Source organism: Maribacter sp. MMG018, assembly GCF_018100785.1.
Taxonomy (GTDB): domain Bacteria; phylum Bacteroidota; class Bacteroidia; order Flavobacteriales; family Flavobacteriaceae; genus Maribacter.
In genome coordinates, this window is sequence record NZ_JAGJEC010000005.1 from 93,489 (window position 1) to 118,156 (window position 24,668).

The 24,668-nt window shown below is 39.6% G+C and carries 23 protein-coding genes and 1 riboswitch; of the genes, 22 read left to right on the plus strand and 1 reads right to left on the minus strand.

Going from position 1 to position 24,668, the window contains the following annotated elements:
- Window positions 1-8: 8 nt before the first annotated feature.
- Complete coding sequence (locus J8L85_RS16370; protein ID WP_211019095.1) at window positions 9-476, minus strand: (2Fe-2S)-binding protein; 468 nt, start codon at window positions 474-476, stop codon at window positions 9-11.
- A 376-nt stretch (window positions 477-852) separates the two neighbouring features.
- Here J8L85_RS16370 and J8L85_RS16375 point away from each other — a divergent pair, with 376 nt between their 5' ends.
- The 22 genes from J8L85_RS16375 to J8L85_RS16480 all read left to right on the plus strand — a co-directional run bounded on the left by J8L85_RS16375 (window position 853) and on the right by J8L85_RS16480 (window position 24,636).
- On the plus strand, window positions 853-1,269 hold the full coding sequence (locus J8L85_RS16375; protein WP_211019097.1) for an Rrf2 family transcriptional regulator: 417 nt from the start codon (window positions 853-855) through the stop codon (window positions 1,267-1,269).
- 193 nt (window positions 1,270-1,462) lie between these two features.
- Window positions 1,463-1,726, plus strand: a complete 264-nt coding sequence (locus J8L85_RS16380; protein WP_211019099.1) for a DUF2061 domain-containing protein — start codon at window positions 1,463-1,465, stop codon at window positions 1,724-1,726.
- A 17-nt stretch (window positions 1,727-1,743) separates the two neighbouring features.
- The gene (locus J8L85_RS16385) at window positions 1,744-2,367 is read left to right on the plus strand and encodes a phosphoadenosine phosphosulfate reductase family protein (protein ID WP_211019101.1); all 624 of its coding nucleotides are present in this window, start codon (window positions 1,744-1,746) and stop codon (window positions 2,365-2,367) included.
- Window positions 2,368-2,379: 12 nt separating this feature from the next.
- Complete coding sequence (gene cysD, locus J8L85_RS16390) at window positions 2,380-3,318, plus strand: sulfate adenylyltransferase subunit CysD (RefSeq protein WP_211019103.1); 939 nt, start codon at window positions 2,380-2,382, stop codon at window positions 3,316-3,318.
- 25 nt (window positions 3,319-3,343) lie between these two features.
- Window positions 3,344-4,591: a GTP-binding protein gene (locus J8L85_RS16395; RefSeq protein ID WP_211019105.1), complete on the plus strand. Its 1,248-nt coding sequence runs from the start codon at window positions 3,344-3,346 to the stop codon at window positions 4,589-4,591.
- A gap of 110 nt (window positions 4,592-4,701) precedes the next feature.
- Window positions 4,702-6,792, plus strand: a complete 2,091-nt coding sequence (locus tag J8L85_RS16400; RefSeq protein WP_211019108.1) for a HEPN domain-containing protein — start codon at window positions 4,702-4,704, stop codon at window positions 6,790-6,792.
- Between the two features lie 3 nt (window positions 6,793-6,795).
- Window positions 6,796-7,587 carry a uroporphyrinogen-III C-methyltransferase gene (cobA, locus tag J8L85_RS16405; RefSeq protein ID WP_211019110.1) on the plus strand — a complete coding sequence of 264 codons (792 nt, stop codon included), beginning with the start codon at window positions 6,796-6,798 and terminating at the stop codon, window positions 7,585-7,587.
- On the plus strand, window positions 7,584-8,645 hold the full coding sequence (locus J8L85_RS16410; RefSeq protein WP_211019112.1) for an NAD(P)/FAD-dependent oxidoreductase: 1,062 nt from the start codon (window positions 7,584-7,586) through the stop codon (window positions 8,643-8,645). Before cobA ends, J8L85_RS16410 begins: the two co-directional genes overlap by 4 nt.
- A 144-nt stretch (window positions 8,646-8,789) precedes the next feature.
- Window positions 8,790-8,895: riboswitch (SAM riboswitch) on the plus strand.
- 105 nt (window positions 8,896-9,000) lie between these two features.
- Window positions 9,001-10,005 (plus strand): homocysteine S-methyltransferase family protein, encoded by a 1,005-nt coding sequence (locus J8L85_RS16415; RefSeq protein WP_211019114.1) that lies wholly within the window; start codon window positions 9,001-9,003, stop codon window positions 10,003-10,005.
- Complete coding sequence (gene metH, locus J8L85_RS16420; protein WP_211019116.1) at window positions 10,006-12,714, plus strand: methionine synthase; 2,709 nt, start codon at window positions 10,006-10,008, stop codon at window positions 12,712-12,714. It begins immediately after the preceding gene.
- A gap of 119 nt (window positions 12,715-12,833) precedes the next feature.
- Complete coding sequence (gene metF, locus J8L85_RS16425; protein WP_211019118.1) at window positions 12,834-13,787, plus strand: methylenetetrahydrofolate reductase [NAD(P)H]; 954 nt, start codon at window positions 12,834-12,836, stop codon at window positions 13,785-13,787.
- 67 nt (window positions 13,788-13,854) lie between these two features.
- Window positions 13,855-14,955 (plus strand): acyloxyacyl hydrolase, encoded by a 1,101-nt coding sequence (locus tag J8L85_RS16430; protein WP_211019119.1) that lies wholly within the window; start codon window positions 13,855-13,857, stop codon window positions 14,953-14,955.
- 7 nt (window positions 14,956-14,962) lie between these two features.
- Window positions 14,963-15,754 (plus strand): head GIN domain-containing protein, encoded by a 792-nt coding sequence (locus tag J8L85_RS16435; RefSeq protein ID WP_211019121.1) that lies wholly within the window; start codon window positions 14,963-14,965, stop codon window positions 15,752-15,754.
- A gap of 97 nt (window positions 15,755-15,851) precedes the next feature.
- A complete protein-coding gene (locus J8L85_RS16440) occupies window positions 15,852-16,310 on the plus strand; it encodes a hypothetical protein (RefSeq protein ID WP_211019123.1) in 459 nt (152 codons plus the stop codon).
- Window positions 16,311-16,564: 254 nt separating this feature from the next.
- On the plus strand, window positions 16,565-17,392 hold the full coding sequence (locus J8L85_RS16445; RefSeq protein ID WP_211019126.1) for a prephenate dehydratase: 828 nt from the start codon (window positions 16,565-16,567) through the stop codon (window positions 17,390-17,392).
- On the plus strand, window positions 17,389-18,534 hold the full coding sequence (locus J8L85_RS16450; RefSeq protein ID WP_211019128.1) for an aminotransferase class I/II-fold pyridoxal phosphate-dependent enzyme: 1,146 nt from the start codon (window positions 17,389-17,391) through the stop codon (window positions 18,532-18,534). Before J8L85_RS16445 ends, J8L85_RS16450 begins: the two co-directional genes overlap by 4 nt.
- A gap of 1 nt (window position 18,535) precedes the next feature.
- Complete coding sequence (locus tag J8L85_RS16455; RefSeq protein ID WP_211019129.1) at window positions 18,536-19,396, plus strand: prephenate dehydrogenase; 861 nt, start codon at window positions 18,536-18,538, stop codon at window positions 19,394-19,396.
- Entirely contained in the window at window positions 19,396-20,478 is a 1,083-nt protein-coding gene (locus tag J8L85_RS16460; RefSeq protein WP_211019130.1) for a bifunctional 3-deoxy-7-phosphoheptulonate synthase/chorismate mutase type II, read from the plus strand. Before J8L85_RS16455 ends, J8L85_RS16460 begins: the two co-directional genes overlap by 1 nt.
- Window positions 20,479-20,621: 143 nt before the next feature.
- Window positions 20,622-22,718, plus strand: a complete 2,097-nt coding sequence (locus J8L85_RS16465; protein WP_211019131.1) for a DUF5723 family protein — start codon at window positions 20,622-20,624, stop codon at window positions 22,716-22,718.
- A 189-nt stretch (window positions 22,719-22,907) separates the two neighbouring features.
- The gene (gene rsgA / locus J8L85_RS16470; RefSeq protein WP_211019132.1) at window positions 22,908-23,861 is read left to right on the plus strand and encodes a ribosome small subunit-dependent GTPase A; all 954 of its coding nucleotides are present in this window, start codon (window positions 22,908-22,910) and stop codon (window positions 23,859-23,861) included.
- Window positions 23,858-24,310, plus strand: coding sequence for a D-aminoacyl-tRNA deacylase (gene dtd / locus J8L85_RS16475; RefSeq protein ID WP_211019133.1), 453 nt, complete (start codon window positions 23,858-23,860; stop codon window positions 24,308-24,310). Before rsgA ends, dtd begins: the two co-directional genes overlap by 4 nt.
- Entirely contained in the window at window positions 24,310-24,636 is a 327-nt protein-coding gene (locus J8L85_RS16480) for a nucleotide pyrophosphohydrolase (RefSeq protein ID WP_211019134.1), read from the plus strand. Before dtd ends, J8L85_RS16480 begins: the two co-directional genes overlap by 1 nt.
- The last annotated feature ends 32 nt before the right edge of the window (window positions 24,637-24,668 follow it).

Sequence of the window (24,668 nt, forward strand, 5' to 3'; positions counted from 1 at the left end):
TAAGGTTGTTATGAGGCATTATCGGAGGCAACGGCTGTTTTTATGGCCTTTTTTATTCTGGTATAGGTACCGCATCGGCATATATTTCCGTTCATGGCGTCTTCAATCTCACTATCGGAAGGATTTGGATTTCGATTAAGTAAGGCGGATGCGCTCATAATTTGTCCTGCTTGACAATACCCACATTGGTATACGTCTTCTTCCAACCATGCTTTTTGAACAGGGTGATCACCATTTTCTGAGAGCCCTTCAATGGTAGTGATCTCTTTTTCGCCTACTGCCGATACTGGCAATTGGCAAGAACGTACCGCATTGCCGTCTAGATGTATGGTGCATGCACCGCACTGGGCTATACCGCAACCGTATTTGGTGCCGACCAAGTTTAAATGGTCTCGGAGCACCCAAAGCATAGGGGTACTGCCGTCAACCTCTAATTCTTGGGTCTTTCCATTGATTTTTATGCTGAAATTTGCCATAATATGATGTGAGTTGATGATTATGTTGAAAGTAATGATTTATTCAATGTCAGAAAAGGTGTAAGTAGAACATTTTAAGGTTGATAACAAATATTTAACAGTCTGTCCGTTTCATACATATCAGGTGTTTGTAGGAAACTGTTCAATTAACTGGTTGTCAGGTGGTTTTGTGGGTTTTTTGTGATAGATTTTTTTAGAGGGTAGTGGTAGTTGGGGTGTAAGTTGATATTGTAGTAAGGTTACAGGTTTTGATAGGTTCTTTTTATAAAGAAAATATTTGGAAGGTATTATTTTTGTAATGTCAACTTTGTTCGTCATAAAGGGCGCAGCGGATTCTCTGAAGTGATGAACGGCTTATTTTAATTATCTTAGCGGCATGCTCTCGAAAAAGACAAAATACGGATTAAAAGCATTGACCTATCTTGCTTCCCAAAAGGATAATAAGCCTGTTCAGATTGCAGAAATCGCAGAACAGGAAAATATTTCCCAGAAGTTTTTGGAAAGTATTTTGTTGAGTCTGCGAAAAACCGGCTTTTTGGGTTCTAAAAAAGGAAAAGGGGGCGGTTATTATCTGCTTAAGAAACCGGAGGAAATATCAATGACAGATGTTATGAGGGTATTAGAAGGCCCTATTTCTATGGTGCCCTGTGTTAGTCTTAATTTCTACGAGAGCTGTGATGATTGCCCGGATGAAAAAACATGTTCTGTTCATAAACTTATGTTGCAGGTACGTGATAGTGCTCTGGAGGTGTATAGGAATAACACCCTAAAAGACATCATTGCAACTGAGTAGCCCTCATTGCTTATTCAACGTTATGGTCATGGTTTTTTTTAGAAAACTTGAGTTTAAACTGTTATTTGTTAATAATCTATTAAATCTATAGGGTAAATTAATTTTTTGAGAAATTTATTTGTCTTAGATAAAATTATTGTACTACTTTTGAAAACCCTACTAAATCAGTAGGGTATTAAATTTAGACTAAAACATGATTGTAGATCAACTTATTTTAGATAAAAAGACGTCAAAAACAAACTATGCCAACGATAAAAAATCGGAAAAGCCGATTCGCAGTATAGTAAAGGCATTTAGTTGGAGGGTTATAGGTACGTTAGATACTTTGTTGATATCATATATACTCACCGGAAAGATTTCTATAGCAGCTTCAATCGCTTCTATAGATTTTGTGACAAAAATGGTGCTATACTTTTTTCATGAAAGAGCGTGGAACCTGGTAAAATGGGGCAAGTAATTTATTAAGAAAAAGAAATGGCGTTGACAGAAGAACAGATCAAACAACTGAATATCCAATTTAAGGGTATTCCGCCCGCAGAAATAATTTCGTGGGCCGTTAAGTATGGAAATAAACCGGTGATTACCACTAATTTTAGACCTTATGAGGTAGCTATTTTACATGCGGTTACGCAAGTAAGCAAAGATATACCTGTAATATGGTGCGATACCGGATATAATACCCCAAAAACCTATAAGCATGCCGAGGAGCTAATAGATAGATTAAAGCTGAACATTAAATTGTACGTGCCCAAACAAACTTCGGCTCATAGAGATGCCGTAATGGGTATTCCTTTGATAGATGATCCAAGGCATGCAGAGTTTACCAGGCAAGTGAAACTGGAGCCTTTTTCTAGGGCAATGGAAGAGCACGGGCCAGATGTATGGTTTACGAATCTACGAAAGGGACAGACCGCCTTGCGCGATAGTCTAGATATTTTAAGCCTGAGTAAAGATGGTGTTTTAAAGGTAAGTCCGTTCTATCACTACAGCGATAGCCAATTGGATGCCTATTTAAGGAAGCATGACCTTCCGAATGAACATAATTATTTTGATCCCACCAAAGTATTGGAAAATAGAGAGTGTGGATTGCATACATAATAAAAAATAAGCATGGAATTAAAAGAACCGAAAGTGCAGGTAGATCTTAACGAAAATACGTCCCACATCAATGCACTTGAGAATGAGGCCATTTATATAATTAGAGAGGTAGCGGCACAATTTGAAAGACCTGTATTGCTTTTTTCTGGAGGAAAAGACTCTATAACATTGGTGCGTTTGGCACAAAAGGCGTTTTGGCCTGCCAAAATTCCTTTCCCATTAATGCATATTGATACGGGACACAATTTTCCGGAGACCATTGAGTTTAGGGATCGGTTGGTAAAAGAACTAGGTCTAGAGCTTATTGTGCGTAATGTACAGGACTCTATCGATCAAGGAAAGGTAAAAGAAGAATCCGGAAGATATTCCAGTAGAAATACTTTGCAGACCACAACTTTATTGGATGCTATCGAAGAATTTAAGTTCGATGCATGTATCGGCGGTGCCCGTCGTGATGAAGAAAAAGCTAGGGCAAAAGAACGTATTTTTTCTGTACGGGACGATTTTGGTCAGTGGGACGAACGTAACCAACGTCCGGAATTGTTCGATATGTTGAACGGACAAATAGAATTAGGCCAGAACGTACGTGTATTTCCTATTTCAAACTGGACAGAACTAGATGTGTGGTCCTATATAAAAGAAGAGGAAATCGAAATCCCGTCGATCTATTTCGCACATAAACGTAAAACCTTCTTAAGGGATGGTATGATATGGTCTGCAGAGGACGATATTGTGTATAGGGAAGAGGATGAGGTCGTGGAAGAGCGATTGGTGCGTTTCCGTACCGTGGGCGATATGTCCTGTACGGCGGCCGTACTTTCAGATGCCGTTAGTATAGACAAGGTCGTAGAGGAAATAAGGGATTCGTCTATTTCTGAACGCGGTGCACGTATCGATGATAAGCGATCTGAAGCAGCAATGGAAAAAAGAAAACAACAAGGATACTTTTAGTAAATAACCGAAGAGAAAGAAAAAAATGGATGTACTAAAAATAGCAACGGCAGGTAGCGTAGATGATGGTAAGAGTACCTTGATCGGAAGAATATTATATGATACCAAATCTTTGACCTCCGATAAATTAGAGGCCATTGAAAAAACAAGTAAACAAAAAGGATATGATTATTTGGATTTTTCTTTGGCTACCGATGGTCTTGTGGCCGAGCGTGAGCAAGGTATTACTATAGATGTGGCTCATATTTACTTTTCAACGGCTAAAAAGAGTTATATAATTGCGGATACTCCCGGTCATGTGGAATATACCCGTAACATGGTTACCGGAGCTTCTACCTCGCAGGCGGCCATTATTTTGATAGATGCACGAAAAGGAGTGATCGAACAGACGAACAGGCATTTTTTCATCAATAATCTGTTAAGGATAAAAGATGTGGTAGTTGCCATAAACAAAATGGATCTGGTCGATTATTCTGAAGAAACCTACAATGCCATAAAATCTGATTTTGAAAAACTTATGGCGAAAAGGGATTATCAAGATCAAAAAATCACGTTTATTCCCGTAAGTGCCCTAAAAGGTGATAACGTTGTAAACAGATCGGAAAAAACACCTTGGTACAAGGGGCAGACCCTTTTAGAACATTTTGAGGTATTGGACAGAAAGGATGTGTACAATGTAGGTACCCCACGTTTTCCCGTGCAATATGTAATTAGGCCCAAAACGGAGGAGCATCATGATTTCCGTGGTTTTGCCGGTAAGGTCTATGGGGGTGAGTTAAGTGTGGGGGATGAGGTGGTTGCACTGCCTTCACAGACCAGATCAAAGATCAAGGAGATTTATTTTTACGACAAAAAATATAAAACGGCATCTAGAAGATCGTCCGTGACAATAACCTTAGAAGATGAGATAAACCTAAGTAGGGGAGATATGTTGGTGAAAGCAGGGGACTTGCCGACCATTGAAAAACAATTTACGGCCACTATTTCGTGGATGGATTCGCAGCCGCTGTCGGCAGGTAAAAAGTATATAGTGCAACATGGTGTAAACAAGGTATTGGCCAAAGTGGATCAGGTGCACCATAAAATAGCGCCGGACTATTCAGGGATAGATAAAGAAACCGATGCCCTTGGAATGAACGATATAGCCCAGGTAAGTTTTAAATTGAACAAGCCTATTTTTTATGATAAGTTCAAAGATCACAGAACAAATGGTTCTTTTATTTTGATCGACACACAATCCAATAACACGGTGGGGGCAGGTTTCATAGGTTAAAAAGGTAATTAATAATGCGTGTCGCAATCGAGATCTTGATTTTTATGTTTTAATAACATATTAATTCTATAGGTTAACTAGGTTATTAAGGCACTTAACAGGTAGTAAGTATGCAAAGTTTTAGAACAGAAATAGAAAATCCCGTTGTGGCAAAGGATATCTTAGAGCTGGAACGTAAGATCCATGAGTTTCATGGTGGAAAATTGGATGATGAAAAATTCCGGAGTCTACGTTTGGCAAGGGGAATATACGGTCAGCGCCAACAAGGGGTTCAAATGATACGCATTAAATTGCCGTACGGTAAAGTAACCTCTAAACAATTGCACCGTATTTGTGATGTGTCCGATGAGTATTCTAGGGGTAGGTTGCATATTACTACAAGACAAGATATTCAGATACATTATGTAGATCTGAACAGGACACCTGAGTTGTGGTCAGAGTTGGAGAAAGATGACATTACCCTAAGGGAGGCCTGTGGTAATACGGTTAGAAATGTTACTGCCAGCGAAACTGCCGGTATAGATGTGGACGAGCCTTTCGATGTCTCGCCATATGCCCATGCCTTGTTTCAATATTTTTTAAGAAACCCGATAAGTCAAGAAATGGGCCGTAAGTTTAAGGTTTCTTTTTCTGCTAGTGACGCCGATACAGGACTTTCCTACATGCACGATTTGGGTTTCATAGCCAAAATACAACAAGGGGAAAGAGGCTTTAAGGTAATGTTGGGTGGTGGCTTGGGTTCACAGCCAAGGCATGCCGATGTGCTTTATGAATTTTTGCCCGCAGACCAGATCATTCCTTTAATGGAAACCGTGGTTCGCGTGTTCGATAGATATGGTGAACGTAAGAGCAGGGCCAAGGCCAGAATGAAATTTTTGTTGAAAGGCCTTGGTTTAGAAGCTTTTAAAGAGTTGTTGGCAAAGGAAAAAACGGCAGTGCCTTTCGAAAGTTTTCCTATAGATGCCGATAGTTACCCAAGAGTGACCGTTTCAAAAGCGCAGGCCCCAGAAGTTTCCATATCCGATGAAAAAGAATTTTTGACATGGAAGAGCACCAATGTGGTACCTCAAAAACAAAAAGGTTTTGTAGCGATCGGAATAAAAGTGTTGTTGGGTGATTTTTATACCGATAAGGCAAGGTTGTTGGCAGATTTGGTTCAGAAATATGCGGCAGGGGAAATTCGTTTGTCGTTAAGGCAAAATATATTGATACCATATGTACGAAAAGAGCTGGTTCCTTTTTTCTATACGGAATTAAAGAAATTGGGCTTTGTGGAAGCGGGTTATAATAAGGCATTGGATATAACCGCATGTCCAGGTACCGATACCTGTAATTTGGGAATAGCAAGTAGTACGGGTATCGCGGAAGAGTTAGAAAGAGTTATCAAGGCAGAATATCCTCAATATGTAAGTAATGAGGATGTAACTATAAAGATCAGTGGTTGTATGAATGCCTGTGGGCAGCACAATATGGCCAATATAGGTTTTCAAGGGATGTCCGTCAGAACCAAGGATAAATTGGTGGCACCTGCACTTCAAGTGCTATTGGGGGGTAGTAATGATGGTAACGGTCAAGGTAGATTTGCTGATAAGGTCGTAAAAGTGCCCAGTAAGAGAGGACCGGAAGCATTACGACTAATTTTGAACGATTTTGAGACCAATGGAAACGGAAGGGCGTTTTCGGACTACTATGCCGAAAAAGGACAAATGTATTTCTATGATCTACTGACCCATTTGTCTAATGTGGACGATTTAAAACCCGAAGATTTTATTGATTGGGGAAACAAAGAGCGTTATGAAAAGGCGATCGGTATTGGAGAATGTGCCGGTGTGGTAATAGATTTAATCGCTACCCTTCTTTTTGAGAGCGAAGAGAAAATTCAACAGGCGGAAGAAAAGTTTAAAGAGAGAAAATGGGCCGCCAGTATTTATTATGCCTACACCTCTATGGTAAATTCGGCAAAGGCAATGTTAACATCGGAAAAAGCTAAAGTGAACACCCATGCCCGTATTATCAAGGATTTTGATGAAAAATTCGTTGCGGATGGCAGAATTTCTGTCACTGGTGGGTTCGAGAATATGGTGTTGCAGTTAAACAAGAACGAACCTTCTGAAGCTTTTGCGGCATCCTATTTAAAAGAGGCTAAAACATTTTTAGAATCTGTAGAAAAATTTAGAAAACAAGAATTGGCAGAAGCATAACGTATGGAATTTAGAAATAGCTGTAAGGTGTCCCCTGCTAAATTGACTGTTGTAGGCGCAGGTCCCGGAGATCCAGAATTAATTACGATAAAGGCCATAAAAGCATTAAACAATGCCAATGTGGTGCTTTACGATGCTTTGGTGAATGATGCATTGTTGCAGTATGCTCCACATGCAGAAAAGATTTTTGTTGGAAAAAGAAAAGGATGTTATGCCTATCAGCAAGACCAAATAAACGAACTTATCGTCTCAAGGGCCCATTCGTACGGTCATGTGGTACGGTTAAAAGGGGGAGATCCCTTTGTCTTTGGTCGTGGTGCCGAAGAAATGGAATATGCGGCATCAAAAGGGCTGGAGGTGGCCATGGTGCCAGGAATATCTTCTGGTCTTAGTGTTCCGGGGTACCAAAACATACCTGTTACCAAAAGAGGTGCTTCCGAAAGTTTTTGGATGATTACGGGCACTACAAAAGACCACCGATTATCAAAAGATGTAGCGCTGGCCGCTAAAAGCAATGCCACCGTAGCCATTTTAATGGGGATGTCAAAACTGTCTCAAATCGTTGGCTTGTTCAAGGCGGAAGGAAAAGGGGAGACGCCGGTAGCCATCATCCAAAATGGAACTAGGGAAAATGAAAAAATCGGGGTCGGAACCATTGATAGTATTGTACGTATTGTAGATGAAGAGGGGTTGGCCAATCCTGCCATCATTATTATCGGTGAGGTCGTGGCACATAGAGAAAAAATGATACGAATAATTAGGGATAAACAATTAGAATTAAGTCAGAACATATGATAAAGACAGATATATTGATAATAGGTGCGGGACCTACAGGATTGTTCACCGTTTTTGAAGCCGGATTGCTAAAACTGAAATGTCATTTAATAGATGCCTTGCCACAACCCGGTGGACAATGCTCAGAGATTTATCCGAAAAAGCCCATTTATGATATTCCGGCATTCCCAGAGGTGTTGGCAGGTACTTTGGTAGATAATCTAATGGAGCAGATAAAGCCTTTTGAAGCAGGTTTTACCTTGGGCGAACGAGCCGAAAAGTTAGACAGACAAGAAGACGGTTCTTATGTGGTAACAACCAATAAAGGTACACAGCATCAAGCTCCTGTTGTGGTAATAGCTGGTGGGCTGGGGTCTTTTGAGCCAAGAAAACCGCCCATTGCCAATATTGCCGACTTTGAGGATAAGGGTGTTGCCTATATGGTGAAAGACCCAGAGGTGTATCGTGATAAAAAGGTAGTCATTGCCGGGGGTGGTGACTCTGCCTTGGATTGGGCCATATTTTTGGCAGATGTTGCTTCAGAGGTTTCTTTAGTACATCGTAGAAACGAATTTAGAGGTGCCTTGGACTCTGTTGAAAAAGCATCTGAACTAGCCAAACAGGGAAAAATAAAACTATTTACAGAAGCTGAGGTGAAGAAGCTTTACGGGGACGAAAAGTTAGAGGCGGTGGTAATTAAACACAACGATGCCGAAAAGGGAGAAACTTATTTGCCTGTAGATAATTTTATACCATTGTTCGGGCTTTCCCCAAAATTAGGACCTATAGGGAACTGGGGGTTGGAAATAGAAAAGAATGCCATCAAGGTAAATAATGCAAAAGACTATCAAACCAATCTGCCGGGAGTTTTTGCAATTGGGGATGTAAACACCTATGAAGGTAAGTTAAAATTGATATTATCAGGTTTTCATGAAGCTGCGGTCATGTGTCAGTATGCCTATCAAATAGTTAATCCCGGAAAACGATATGTAATGAAATATACCACTGTTGGTGGTGTAGAAGGATTTGATGGTTCAAAAAAAGAAGCAAAGAAAGAGGTAGTTCAAAGTATTGCCTAAAGATTTTATTTTTTTGACATAAAACCTCATATTCTTGTTGATTATGAGGTTTTTGTCTAATAGCAAAGTGATAAAAAGAAACGTTTAATTTGTTTTTAAAAAGGTAGAGCCGTTACTTTGCGCAAGTTCATTTAAACATTGAAATAGTTATCAAGAAAGGCGGAGGGAATAGACCCGGTGAAACCTTGGCAACCCTTTTCTTATAAAGAAGGTGCTACATTCTATCCCACTTTGTTGGGGCAGATAACAAAGAGAGGCGGTCGCCTGTATTTATTCCTTTGCTTGGTAGTTGTTCGTAGGTTTGCATAGAACCATGATTTTATTGTTAGGGAAGATTTGGTAAGGGGATAAAAAAATGAAAAAGATTCAAGATATATTAAAAGAGCGTATTCTGGTATTGGATGGTGCCATGGGTACCATGTTGCAGCGCTATAAGTTTACCGAGGAAGATTTTAGGGGAGAGCGTTTTAAGGATTGGGAGTACCCGTTACAGGGCAATAACGATTTGTTGTCCCTTACCCAACCAAAGGCCATTGCTGACGTGCATCGTAAATATTTTGCGGCCGGGGCCGATATTGTAGAAACAAATACGTTTTCGGGTACGACGATCGCAATGGCGGATTATCATATGGAGGAATTGGTGTACGAACTTAATTATGAGTCGGCCAGAATTGCAAGAATGGTAGCGGATGAATTCACCCAAAAAGAACCGAATAAACCACGTTTTGTAGCCGGTAGTATGGGGCCTACCAATAAAACTGCCAGCATGTCCCCCGATGTAAACGATCCAGGGTTTAGGGCAATTTCTTTTGACGAACTACGGGTGGCATATAAGGAACAGGCGGAGGCTTTATTGGACGGTGGTGCCGATTTACTTTTGGTAGAGACCATTTTTGATACTTTGAATGCCAAAGCGGCATTGTTTGCCATAGAAGAGGTGAAAGAAGAAAGAAACATAGAAGTGCCCGTTATGGTGAGCGGAACCATTACCGATGCCTCCGGAAGAACTTTGTCCGGTCAAACGGCGGAAGCATTTTTAATTTCTATTTCGCATATTCCTATTTTGTCGGTAGGTTTTAATTGTGCCTTGGGGGCAAGCCAGTTGGTACCGCATTTAGAGGTATTGGCCACAAAAAGTGAACATGCGGTTTCTGCCCACCCTAATGCAGGGCTGCCCAATGCATTTGGTGAGTATGACGAAACACCGGAACAGATGGCCGCACAGATGAAGGAATATGTAGAAAAAGGCTTGGTAAACATTGTTGGAGGGTGTTGCGGCACCACCCCCGAGCATATTACGGCAATAGCTAATTTAGTGAAGGGTTATTCTCCCAGACCCATATTGGTGGAACAGTTATAAATGGAAAAAACAAAAACAAAATTCTTAAGGTTAAGTGGCCTGGAACCTTTGGTGGTTACTCCAGAAAGTAACTTTATTAATGTCGGTGAGCGTACCAACGTAGCCGGATCTAAGCGGTTTTTGCGTCTTATTAAGGAAGAGAAATTTGAGGAAGCTTTGGATGTGGCCCGCGATCAAGTGGAAAATGGCGCCCAAATTATCGATATTAATATGGATGATGGTTTGATCGATGGTAAAGAGGCCATGGTCAAATTTTTGAACCTTGTTATTGCCGAGCCAGATATTGCCCGTGTACCCATTATGATAGATAGTTCTAAATGGGAAATAATAGAGGCAGGCCTACAGGTGGTTCAAGGGAAGTGTGTTGTAAATTCAATTAGCCTTAAAGAAGGTGAAGAGGCATTTATACACCATGCCAAACTGATAAAAAGATACGGGGCGGCGGTTATTGTCATGGCTTTTGATGAAGTAGGGCAGGCAGATAATTATGAGCGCCGTATAGAGATTTCTAAACGGTCGTATGATATTCTGGTAAATAAAGTCGGTTTTCCTGCAGAGGATATCATTTTTGATTTAAATATTTTTCCTGTCGCAACAGGAATGGACGAGCATAAATTAAATGCTCTTGATTTTATAAGGGCTACAAAGTGGGTTCGAGAAAATTTGCCCTATGCCAGTGTTAGTGGAGGCGTAAGTAATGTTTCTTTTTCCTTTAGGGGAAATAATCCTGTTCGAGAAGCCATGCATTCCGTATTTCTTTACCATGCAATTAAGGCGGGTATGAACATGGGGATCGTAAATCCGACGATGTTGGAGGTTTATGATAATATTCCGAAGGACCTTTTAGAGCATGTAGAGGATGTTATATTGAACAGGCGTGATGATGCTACGGAGCGTTTGTTGGATTTTGCGGAATCGGTCGTAGGAAAGGCAAAAGAGAGTAAGGTAGATTTGTCTTGGCGAGAAGAGCCCTTGCAAGATCGTATTACAAGGGCGTTGGTAAAAGGGATAGACCAGTATATAGAAGAAGATGTTGAGGAAGCTCGGCAAGCTGCCGATAAACCCATTGAGGTAATCGAGGGCCACTTGATGATAGGAATGAACGTAGTGGGGGATCTCTTTGGTAGTGGTAAAATGTTTTTACCGCAGGTGGTCAAATCCGCAAGGGTGATGAAGAAAGCGGTTGCATACCTATTGCCATATATAGAGGAAGAAAAACTGCTGAATCCGAAAGAAGGTGATTCCGAAGGTGCGGGTAAGATACTTATGGCCACTGTAAAAGGCGATGTTCATGATATAGGCAAGAATATTGTAAGTGTTGTTTTGGCCTGTAATAATTATGAGATCGTAGATCTTGGTGTTATGGTTCCGCCAGAAAAAATAATAGAGGAGGCCATAGCTCATAAGGTGGATATTATTGGGCTGAGCGGACTTATAACCCCGTCATTGGACGAAATGGTGCATCTGGCAAAGGAAATGGAACGTAAGAACTTTAAGATTCCTTTGTTAATAGGTGGTGCTACAACTAGTAAGGCCCATACCGCCGTGAAAATCGACCCTCAGTATAGTGAGGCTGTTGTTCATGTAAACGATGCCTCTAGAGCCGTTACCGTGGTGGGTGATTTGTTGCAGAAAGAAACATCGGACAAGTATAAAAAAACAATAAAAGAAGAATACGATTCTTTTAGGGAGAAGTTTTTAAAACGCTCTGTGAAAAAAGAATATAAAACGCTTCAACAGATAAGGGACAATAAGTTTAAAATAGATTGGAAAACTTCTGAAATTTCTAGGCCGAACGAATTAGGGGCACATATTATAGAAGATGAGAATTTAGAAAAGTTAGTGCCCTTTATAGATTGGACTCCCTTTTTTAGAAGTTGGGAATTACATGGTAAATACCCGGATATACTTACCGATGAGGTGGTTGGGGAACAGGCGACCGAATTATTTGCCGACGCCCAGAATATGCTTCAAGAAATTCTATCTAAAAAACTATTGAAGGCAAAAGGTATTTTTGGTCTATTTCCGGCAAATACGATAAACGATGATGATATAGAAGTCTCGGTAGTAGAACCAAACAGTGATGTTGCCGACACCTATATTTTTAGAACCCTACGTCAACAATTAAAGCGAAAAGAAGGGGTGCCAGATTATGCCTTGGCAGACTTTATAGCCCCAAAAGAAAGTGGCGTTCAAGATTATATAGGGGCTTTTTGTGTAACAACAGGTTTTGGTGCCGAAGAGTTGGCGGCAGAGTATCGAGAAAAATTGGATGACTATAATTCTATAATGGTAAAAGCGTTGGCCGATCGCTTGGCAGAGGCCTTTGCGGAATATTTGCACAAAGAGGTCCGAACAAAGTATTGGGGGTATGCCGCAGATGAGGATTTAAGTAACGAAGACCTGATAAAAGAATCTTACAAAGGTATACGGCCTGCCCCAGGGTATCCTGCATGCCCTGATCATTTAGAAAAATTGACCATTTGGGAAATGCTAAAGGTCGAGGAAAATATAGGGGTAAAACTTACCGATAGTCTCGCTATGTGGCCGTCAGCAGCTGTTTCTGGGTATTATTTTGCCAATAAGGAGGCTAAGTATTTCGGTCTCGGAAAAATAAAGGAAGACCAAGTGTCCGATTATGCCAATAGAAAAGGAATTCCTTTGGATGAAGCCCGTAAATGGTTAGCGCCGAATATAGTTGAGGATTAATTATAATGAGGCATTACCGATTATATTTTTTAGTTTTTAGAGCAAAGAAATAAAGTGATAGGGCCGTTCATAAAACAAGACGTATATAATAAGTAGCTACTGAAACAATTTCAGCATAAATGAAAGTAACAGACCACATAAAGAAAGCCGAGGGAAAAACCCTGTTCTCTTTCGAGATTATTCCGCCCGTAAAAGGAAAAAGTATTAAGGAACTCTATGATAATATAGATCCCTTAATGGAATTTAAGCCTCCTTTTATAGATGTAACCACCTCTCGGGAAGAATATGTGTATATAAATAAAGAGGGACTTTTAGATAAGAAGATTACCCGTATGCGTCCGGGTACGGTGGGTATCTGTTCTTCCATTCAACATAAATATCAGGTAGATACGGTTCCGCATTTGCTATGTGGAGGTTTTACCAAAGAAGAAACGGAATATGTTTTGGTAGATTGTCATTATTTGGGAATAGACAATGTGATGGCCTTGCGCGGAGATGCCATGAAGGAAGAGAAGTACTTTCAGCCTACCAAAGGAGGACATGGTTATGCCAAAGGTCTTGTGGAACAGATCAGAAACCTGAGCAAGGGAAAATATTTACATGAAATTATTGAATCTGATAACCATGCCGATTTTTGTATAGGTGTGGCGGGTTACCCTGAAAAGCATTTGGAGGCCCCTTCTTTACAATCTGATTTAAAAAGATTGAAAGAGAAAGTAGATGCAGGGGCGGACTATGTGGTTACCCAAATGTTTTTTGATAATAAAAAGTATTTTGAGTTTGTAGAGGCGGCCAGAAACATTGGTATAGATATTCCTATTATTCCCGGAATAAAGCCAATTGCCGTAAAGCGGCATTTACAATTATTGCCACAGGTTTTTAGAATTGACCTACCTCAAGATTTAATAGATGAGGTAGATACATGTAACGACAACAAAGCGGTAAGACAAGTGGGTATAGAATGGGCCATTCAACAATCTAAAGAGTTGAAAGAGGCTGGGGTTCCCGTATTGCATTACTACTCTATGGGTAAATCGGATAATATAAAGGCCATCGCCAAAGAAGTATTTTAAGTGCATACAAGCGAATTGTTGAACCTTTATAAAGTGAGGTAGCTCTTATTTCTTAATTTTGTCGTCCATGAACTTAAAGTTTTTTTTGCCCCTATATCTTTTCGGAGTTTTGTGTTTTTCCCAAGAACAAGAAGAGATTAAAAGATATACGCTTGATGTGAACCAGTTTTATGGTTCGGTATTATTGCACAACCCCGATATATCACACCTTATAACCAACCACCCTGGTGGGGTCATCCTCAGTTATAGTAGAAAAACGTACGGGTCTAAAGAGTGGGAAGAATTGTATAATTACCCGGACTATGGGATTTCTTTCATATACCAAGATATGAACAATAGTACTTTAGGGGACTTGTACGGGGTGTATGCCCATTATAACTTTTACTTTCTTAAAAGAAATATTCAACTTAGAATTGGTCAGGGTATTGCGTATAGCACAAACCCCTATGATAAAGAGACCAATTTTAGAAATAACGCATATGGATCCGATGTTTTAAGCTCCACTTATTTGATGTTTAATTATCATAAAGAGAATATTTTTAGGGGGTTGGGGGTAATGGCAGGTGTTAGCTTAATGCATTATTCGAATGCTAATTTTAGGGCGCCGAACACTTCTACGAATACCATGGCCTTAAATGTAGGGCTAACGTATTCCCTAGATTGGGAAAATGAAGTGGAGTACATAGAAAGTACCGATAGAGAAAAGGTCATAGAACCTATAAAGTATAACTTGGCACTGAGAGGGGGTGTCAATGAAAGTGATGTTATAGGAATGGGGCAATATGGCTTTTTTATTGTATCCGCCTATGCGGATAAGCGGCTAGGGAGAAAAAGCGCTATACAGATAGGGACGGATGTGTTTTTTTCTAATTTCTTAAAAGAGTTGATACGTTTTCAGGCAACTTCTTTTCCAGAGATGGATGTAAATGTTGATGACGACTATAAGAGGGTCGGTGTCTTTTTGGGGCATGAACTGTTTATTAATAAAATGTCGGTAATAACGCAGCTTGGTTACTATGTTTATTATCCTTTTGATTTTGAGGGAAAGGTGTATAACAGAATAGGGTTAAAGCGTTATTTTGGTGATAAGATATTTGGGGCCGTTACCCTTAAGTCACATGGGGCGGCTGCGGAGGCAGTAGAATTTGGAATAGGAATAAGATTGTAATATTCAGATGTCGAAAACTAAGAAATATAATTATAGAAATTTTTTTGTAGCGAAATTGGTTTTGCTTTTGACGGTATCTTTATTCGTCTCTTCATGTAATTCTGAAAATGCCCCGGATTGTTTTCAAAATGTCGGAGACATTGTAAGAACAGAAGTTGCCCTAGCCGATTTTAAAAAGATTACCGTTTTTGAAGAAATAGCCGTTGTATTAAAACAGGGCGATACTCAGAAAGTGGAAATAGAGACGGGAGAGTATCTTTTGGATGGAGTAACGGCAGTAGTGGAGGGAGACCGATTGGTTCTTAGAAACGAAAATACTTGTAACCTGTTTAGAGAGTATGGGGTGACCACCGTATATATAACATCCCCGAATATTAATGAAATAAGAAGTAGTACAGGCTTACCTATAAGTAGCGATGGGGTACTTTCTTATACGAGCTTAACCTTATATTCTGAAAGTTATAGTAATCCCGAAACCGAAACTACGGATGGGGAGTTTGATCTAAATGTAGACTTGTCCGATTTAAATGTAGTGGTAAACGGAATCGCTTATTTTAAGCTGAAAGGAGCTACAGAAAATCTAAATTTGACCGTTGCTGCCGGAGATTCAAGAATCGAGGCCGAAAACCTGATTGCGCAACATGTTAAACTTAACCATAGGGGAACCAATGATATTTTGGTAAACCCACAGCAATCTATTTCTGGAATAATTCGCGGTACTGGCGATGTTATTTCATATAATCGTCCCGCTACCATCGATGTAGAGGAAATTTTCAACGGAACTTTGATCTTTAAATAAGGCCTATTTTGATTTAACTGCCTTATTAAAAAGCTGTTAAATACGTTTTCTTTTTATTTTGTTTAATAAATTGTAATTATATTTAAACAAAAATGCTATGAAAAAGATAATTCTACTTACAACGTTCGCTTTCCTTTTGTTTTCGGTCCAACAAACCTATTCTCAAGAAATAACTGCTTTTCAAGGTATGTGGGGAGATGAGTTTTATAAGGATAAGGAGAAAATGACCTGGAAAGAGTTTGGTATGGCCATGGATTCGAATCCTACGTCAGAAGTATATTGGACAAAGGCCAAAAAACAGTATGGTGTTACCTTTGCCGCCGCCACCGCAAATTTAGGTTTCGGAATTTGGTATCTAGTAAACGAAGGAGGAGATAAAGAAACGACCGCTCCTATTATTGGTTTTGCCAGTACGGCCGTAATAGGTTCTATATTCTATTGTTTGTCGAATAAGAACAAGAAGAATGCTATTTTAGAATACAATGATAGCCTAGGTAAAACGAGCTACAGATTGGTTCCGTCCGACAGAGGTCTAGGTTTGGCTCTGAAATTTTGATATTTTAAAAACTTTTGGGTGCATTTTTAGATAAAAATTAAAAAAATCAAAAAAAAAATCTACCAAAGGCTGGTTTTTAAATTTAATTGTTACTTTAGCCTAAGTTTTTGATATTATGAGTAAGCAATATTTCTGGAACGGTTTCTATTTTTACTTCTTTTTTAAAAGAGGTACGGGACTGTTGTAGTATATATTAACAATATAAATTTATAAAGTCCCGTTTTTCACGGGACTTTTTTTTTTAATTAAAAATTGTGCCAATAAAAGTTGCCATACAAGGAATAAAAGGTTCTAACCATCATCAAGTAGCTAAAGATTATTTTGATGAAGAGTTCGAATTATTGGAGTGTCTTTCTTTTGATGCCGTTGTAGATCAATTGTTGCAGAAGAAAGCGGATAAGGGAATAATGGCCATAGAGAATTCCATAGCTGGATCTATCATCCCGAATTATGCACTGGTCTATCAAAATAACCTTCATATCATAGGAGAGCAATATTTGAATATTCACCATAACCTTATGGTTTTGAAAGGTCAAAAGTTTGAGGACATAAAAGAGGTTAGTTCTCATCCAATGGCGCTTTTGCAGTGCAAGGAATTTTTTAAGGATTATCCCGATATACGATTGGTAGAAGATGTAGATACAGCAGAGACGGCGAAGCGGATTCAAGAACTAAAATTGGGGCATGTAGCCGCAATTGCGCCGAAGGTAGCTTCAGAATTATATGGGTTGGACATCGTAGCGGATAACATACAGACCATTAAAAATAATTCTACCCGTTTTATCATTGTAAAGACAAAGAATAAAGAGATTCCTAAGGAAGAAATCAATAAGGCATCTGTACGCTTTATTACCGACCATAAACGCGGTAGTTTGGCCACAGTGCTTAATGTTATGAGTGATTGTAATTTGAATTTAACCAAGATCCAGTCCCTTCCTGTTATTGAGACCCCTTGGAAATATGCTTTTTTTGTGGATGTAACTTTTGGTGTTTATAGTGATTTTGAAAAGGCTAAATCACTTTTGAATATCATGTTAGAGGATATAAAGATTTTAGGGGAATATAAAAATGCCATGCTATGATACAGACGGCAGAACGTTTAAAAACAGTACAGGAGTACTACTTTTCAAGAAAATTACGAGAGGTTCGGGGGTTGATCGCCGAAGGAAGACCGGTAATCAATATGGGGATCGGAAGTCCTGATCTGGCTCCTTCTTCTAAAGTGATCGATGCCGTGCAGAATGCTATTTTAGAAGATGGCGCGCATCAGTACCAGAGCTATCAAGGCTTGCCGGAATTAAGAGCGGCCATCGCTTCTTTTTACAAGAATAGCTTTGGTGTACAAGCAGATCCTGCCACCGAAATTCTTCCGTTAATGGGATCAAAAGAAGGTATTATGCATATTAGCATGGCTTTCTTGGATAAAGGGGATGAGGTATTGGTGCCAAACCCAGGGTACCCGACCTACACATCGGTTACCAAACTAGTAGAGGCGGTACCGGTATATTATGACCTGAAAGAGGAAAATGGATGGTTTCCTGATTTGGAAGCGTTGGAGACAAAAGATTTGAGCAAAGTAAAAATAATGTGGGTTTGTTATCCACACATGCCTACAGGGGCGTCCGCGACCAAAGAGCAATTTTCTCAACTGATCGCCTTTGCCAAAAGAAACGATATTCTTTTGGTGAATGATAACCCCTATAGTTTTGTACTTAATAAGAATCCCCAAAGTATTTTGAAAATAGAGGGTGCAAAAGAAAATTGTTTGGAACTAAACTCGTTGAGCAAGACCTTTAATATGGCAGGTTGGCGTGTAGGTTTTGTTTTGGGCGGTCAAGAACATATAAACGCGATATTAAAAGTGAAAAGCAATATGGATTCCGGTATGTTTTACGGAATTCAGAAAGGGGCCATAGCGGCCTTGGAAAGCACTGGTGATTGGTACGATGATTTAAATGTAGTGTATAAAGAACGACGAAATTTGGTTTTTAAATTGGTGGATAAATTAGGGTGTTCCTATGATTCGAGCGCTGTTGGAATGTTTGTTTGGGCAAAACTCCCAAATACGGTGTCATCCGCAGAAGATTTCATAGATGATATTTTATACGACAAGAACATTTTTATTACCCCGGGAACAATTTTTGGAAGTAATGGAGAAGGATATATTCGATTTTCCCTATGCGTTACAAAAGAAAAAATTCAAGAAGCAATAGATAGGTTTTAAGATGAACGTATTTGTAATAGGCATAGGTTTAATTGGAGGGTCCTTGGTGAAGGACATGAAAGAAAGAATACCGGATATAACGGTGTATGGTATAGATACCAATTTGGAGCATTTGGAAGAGGCGTTGGCGCTAAATATAATAGATGAAAAATCTAGTTATGCAGATTTGGCATCTGCAGATTTTGTAATCGTAAGTGTACCGGTAAACGTAATGGTGACCGAGCTTCCGAAAATATTGGATGCCGTAAACGATGATTGTGTAGTGTGCGATGCAGGGTCGACCAAAGAGTTGATCTGCAATGTATTGTCCGATCATCCGAAGAGAAGAAATTTTTTGGCGTGCCACCCCATAGCGGGTACTGAGTTTTCTGGTCCGTCCGCGGCCATTAACGGTTTGTTCGAGGGTAAGACCAATATAATATGTGAAATAGAAAAAACCGCTTTTAAGTTGCAAGAAAGGGCATTGGAAGTTTTTCAGCTATTGGGTATGCGTATTCGGTACATGAACCCCAAGGCTCATGACAAGCACATAGCATATGTCTCTCATTTGTCACACATCAGTTCTTTTATGTTAGGAAAGACGGTAATCGAAAAAGAAAAAAATGAACGTGATATTTTTGACATGGCGGGCAGTGGATTTGAGAGTACGGTGAGGTTGGCAAAGAGTTCACCGGCCATGTGGACACCTATTTTTGAACATAACAAAGAGAACGTAGTAGAAACACTTAATGAATACATTCAAAATCTAGCGGACTTTCGAGAATTGCTGATGGCAGATGATTTTGAAGGTATTTACAATGAAATGAACAGTACAAATAAAATAAAATCAATATTAAAAGGAATACCACTAAATAAAAAGTAATGGAGAATAGTAAAGAAATGAGATCTTGGTTGGACGATATGGGGTTAGACCACCCTTTAGTAATAGCGGGTCCATGTAGTGCCGAAACAGAGGAGCAGGTTTTAAAGATTGCACATGATTTAAAAGATACCGATGTAAATTATTACAGGGCCGGTATATGGAAACCAAGAACACGCCCCGGTAATTTTGAAGGGGTAGGGGCCTTAGGTTTAAAATGGTTGCAAAGGGTAAAGGAAGAAACCGGACTAAAAACAGCGACAGAAGTAGCGAACAGGGCCCATGTAGAGTTGGCTTTGGAGTATGATGTTGATTTGCTTTGGATCGGGGCGCGTTCTACGGTGAGCCCTTTTATTATGCAAGAATTGGCAGATGCTTTGGAAGGCACCGATAAGATTGTTTTGGTAAAAAATCCTGTAAACCCGGATTTGGCATTGTGGTTGGGCGGTATAGAAAGACTGTACACCGCAGGAATAAAAAAATTAGGAGCTATCCATAGAGGATTTTCTACCTATGAGAAAACGAAGTACAGAAACATACCAGAATGGCAAATGGCGGTTGAGTTCCAAAATAGGTTCCCAGATTTACCATTGATCAATGACCCATCACATATCACAGGAAAGAGAGATATGATTTTTGATGTATCGCAGACTGCATTGGATCTGAACTTTGATGGTTTGATGATAGAAACACATCACGATCCCGATAATGCATGGAGTGATGCAGCACAACAGGTGACACCGTCAAAATTGGTTCAAATAATGAGAGATCTAAGAATCAGGAAAGAATCTGATCCCGAGGCTGAATACAACGCTGAATTAAGTAACCTAAGAGCTCAGATAGATATGATCGACAATCAATTGATCGAGACTTTAGGTAAGAGAATGAAGATTTCCGATAGTATCGGTGCTCTTAAAAAACAAAAAAATGTAGCCGTTTTACAATCCAATAGATGGAACCAGATTTTGGGGGCCATGATCTTAGAGGGAGAAAGTAAAGGACTTAGTGAAGAATTTGTCTTAAGAATGTTTAAGGCGATCCACCAAGAGTCGATCAACCACCAAGAGAAAATAGTGAACTCTTAGGGTAACGATTTCTTTTTAAAAATTCTAAAAAGCAGCCAACTGGCTGCTTTTTTATTTGCTGTAAGAAAATACTTAATTATGTGGCAATATTGCCATTTCTAGGACGTTAAGGGTTTATAAAACAATCAACTTAAGTTCAAGGTATGAGAAAAATTATTTTTTTAGGATTGGTAATGTTTGCCGTAGCGAACGTCAAGGCCCAATCCTATATAGGTTTCCTGTCGGATAACTATAGCGGGGTGCACGGGGTAATCGGCAACCCTGCGAATATAGCCGATTCTAGATTCAAAACAGATGTAAACTTAGTAGGGGCAAGTGCTTTTATTAGTAACGATTACGTAGGCGTCGGACTTTCCGATTTAATGGGTAGCGATTTTGATTATGACACCGATGCTGAGCTGTCCGCGTCAACAAACAATAATATTGCAGGTAATGTAGATGTATTGGGGCCAGCGTTTATGTTTAATCTGACTCCCAAGAGTTCCATTGCGGTTTTTTCAAGGGCGAGAGCATTTGTGACATTGAGCGAGATAAACGGGGAGACCATAGATGATTTGGATGACGGTATTGATGAAAACCGCGATTTTATGGTAGATGAAGGTAATTTCTATGGTTCTGCCAGTGGTTGGGCCGAGATAGGGGTAACATATGCCCATGTGCTGTATAACAAAGAGCAACATTTCTTAAAAGGTGGACTTTCTTTAAAATACTTAAAAGGAGTGGGTAATGTTTATACTACAGGTACTGATGTTCAAATTGCATACGATGCCGATGGAGCCACTTTGCCAGATAGTTCAACCGTTGGTACTCTTACCTCTACGGGTGAAGTTGCCTATGGTAGTAGCGCTGATTTTGAAGATGACGATTATGAATTTGAAATGCCGAACAATGCGAGTGGTTTTGGTGTAGACCTTGGTTTTGTATACGAATGGAGACCGGATTATAAAAACTATATTACTACCAATGCCGACGGTACGGTACATGTACAGAAAGATAAGAATAAATATAAGCTAAAGGTAGGGCTTTCGGTTACGGATCTGGGGGCTGTTAAGTATGATGATGGTGTAGAGGATAGTTATGATATCACCAATTCTATTACAGAAGACGATTATGAGCAATACGATGGTATTGAAGAAAAATTAGAGAACCTATACGTACTTACAAGTACGGAACAAGGTATAAAATCATCCTTGCCCTCTGCGCTACATTTTAATGTGGACTATAATATAAACAAAGGTTTCTATGTAAACCTGAATACAGATATTTCGTTGAAATCTGCAGGCAGTAATATTGTTAAAAGAGTAAATATTTTATCACTTACACCTCGTTTCGAAAGCAAGTGGTTTAGTTTTTATTTGCCATTTAGTACCTATCAATATAGCGGTTTTCAAATGGGTGCCGGTTTTAGGGCCGGGCCATTGTATGTAGGTTCCGGTTCGGTGATTACCTCACTGACAAAAGATAAGATACAAGGTAGCGACGTGTATTTGGGGTTAAAAGTGCCCGTTTATCAAGGAAGTCCAAAAGATAAGGATGAAGATGGTGTTATAGATAAGTTGGATAATTGTCCTAAAGTTCCCGGACCTGTAGAAAATAACGGTTGCCCATGGGAAGATACAGATGGTGATACCGTTATGGATAATGAAGATCAATGTGTAAACGAAGCAGGACCGGTAGAGAACAATGGTTGTCCTTGGGGCGATACAGATGGCGATACCGTTCTAGATAATGAGGATAATTGTATAGATGAGGCCGGACCTGTTGAAAATAATGGTTGCCCTTGGCCAGATACCGACCAAGATGGTGTTTTGGATAAGGATGATAATTGTGTCGATGAGGTAGGCACCGTTGCCAATAACGGTTGTCCCGAACCGGTTGTTACGGAAGAAGTGCAAAAATCGTTGAACGAGTATGCAAAAACCATTTTGTTCACCTCGGGCAAAGCTACGTTAAAGGATGAATCCACGGCAGTTTTGGTAGACATCGTTAAAATCTTAAAAGAGTATCCGAACGCCAGTTTTACAGTAGAAGGGCATACAGATAGTATAGGTTCGGTACAGACCAATCAAAAATTATCGGAAGAACGTGCTAAATCTGTTATGGATTTCTTGGTAAAGAACGGTATAGATAGTACAAGGTTAACAGCTGTTGGTTATGGTGAGAGTAAGCCTATAGCTACCAATATGTATAAAGATGGAAGGGAAAAGAATAGAAGGGTAGAAATAAACCTTGTAAAATAGAAAACAACATTTTTTATATAGATGAAAAGCCCTTTTTTAAGGGCTTTTTGTTTTGTAGGTCATTACAGTCGATGGAATGGAATAATGGATTTGTACTTACAGCATACGTTGAGGCCATGATTTTCTTGATCTCTTGTTTATATTTGATTCTGAAAGTATTATTGTTTCTTTGCAGTATCAATTAAAAGAATGATAGGAACAGTTTATAAATCTACGGGAAGTTGGTATACGGTGAAGGCTGGTGATGGGCAGTTTTATGAATGTCGGATCAAGGGTAAATTCAGGATCAAGGGCATTAAGAGTACCAATCCTGTGGCGGTAGGTGATCAGGTCCATTTTGAGCTCGAGGACAAAGGGGAACAAAATGTAGGGGTGATCCATAGTATTGTAGACCGTAAAAACTATATTATTCGAAAATCTGTCAACCTATCAAAGCAAACACATATTATAGCTGCCAACCTAGATCAGGTGTTTTTGTTGGTTACGTTGAACAATCCGACCACATATACCATTTTTATAGATCGTTTTTTGGTAACGGCCGAGGCTTATGATATTCCGGTAGTTTTGGTGTTCAACAAGATAGATACGTATTCGGAAGAAGAGATCGATGAGATTAAATTTTTAGCGGCCCTTTATAGGGATATAGGGTATACCTGTGTGGGTATTTCGGCGAAGACCGGTAAAAATGTTGATAAGATAAAAGAGATGATGGTCGGCAAAACATCTATGTTTTCTGGGCATTCGGGCGTAGGTAAATCTACTTTGATCAATGCCATAGAACCTAATTTGGATATTAAAACGGCAGAAATTTCACAACAACACCTACAGGGGCAGCATACGACTACCTTTGCAGAAATGTTCGATCTTAGTTTTGGTGCTCGTATTATCGATACTCCCGGAATAAAAGGGTTTGGTATTGTTGATATGGAAAGGGAAGAGATCGGAGATTATTTTCCAGAATTTTTTAATCTAAAACATACATGTAAGTTTAACAACTGTATTCACTTAGATGAACCCAAATGCGGTGTAAAACAAGCCCTTGAAGAGGGCAAGGTTTCTTGGAGCCGTTATAGAAGTTATCTGCAGATGATTTCTGGGGAAGAAGAAAATTACAGAATAGACGCTTACGGAGAAAAGAAATGAGAACAGTTTTACAGCGTGTGTCAAGGGCCAGCGTAACGGTAGATGGTAAGAAGGTATCATCCATAGAAAATGGTCTATTATTACTTTTGGGTATTACAGACGATGACGGTTTGGAAGATATTCAATGGTTGGTGAGAAAAGTGGTCAACCTTCGTATTTTCGAAGATGAAGAAGGTGTCATGAACAAATCTATAAAAGATGTGGACGGCGACATTATAGTGGTAAGTCAGTTTACGCTGCATGCTGCCGTTAAGAAAGGTAATAGGCCTTCTTATATAAAAGCGGCAAAACCCGATATTGCCATTCCCCTTTACGAGAGCTTTGTGCAACATTTGGAAACCGAACTGGAAAAAAAGGTAGGCACAGGTGTCTTTGGGGCCGATATGAAAGTGGATTTGTTGAACGATGGACCTGTGACCATAATCATAGATACAAAAAATAAAGAGTAATGAATATTCAGAACGCACAAAAAGCGGTAGACGATTGGATCAAAGAACACGGGGTAAGATACTTTAATGAATTGACCAATATGGCCCAGCTTACCGAAGAGGTAGGTGAAGTGGCCCGTATTATAGCCCGTAGGTATGGTGAGCAAAGCGAGAAAGAATCTGATAAATCGAAGGATTTGGGAGAAGAGTTGGCAGATGTGCTGTTTGTGGTCTTGTGCTTGGCCAACCAAACCGGAATAGATTTGCAACAATCTTTTGACAAGAAGTTAGATTTAAAAACAAAGCGAGATCACGATCGTCATCACAATAACAAAAAGCTCAAATAGTACTATATTTGAGGTTCGTTTTTAATACATAT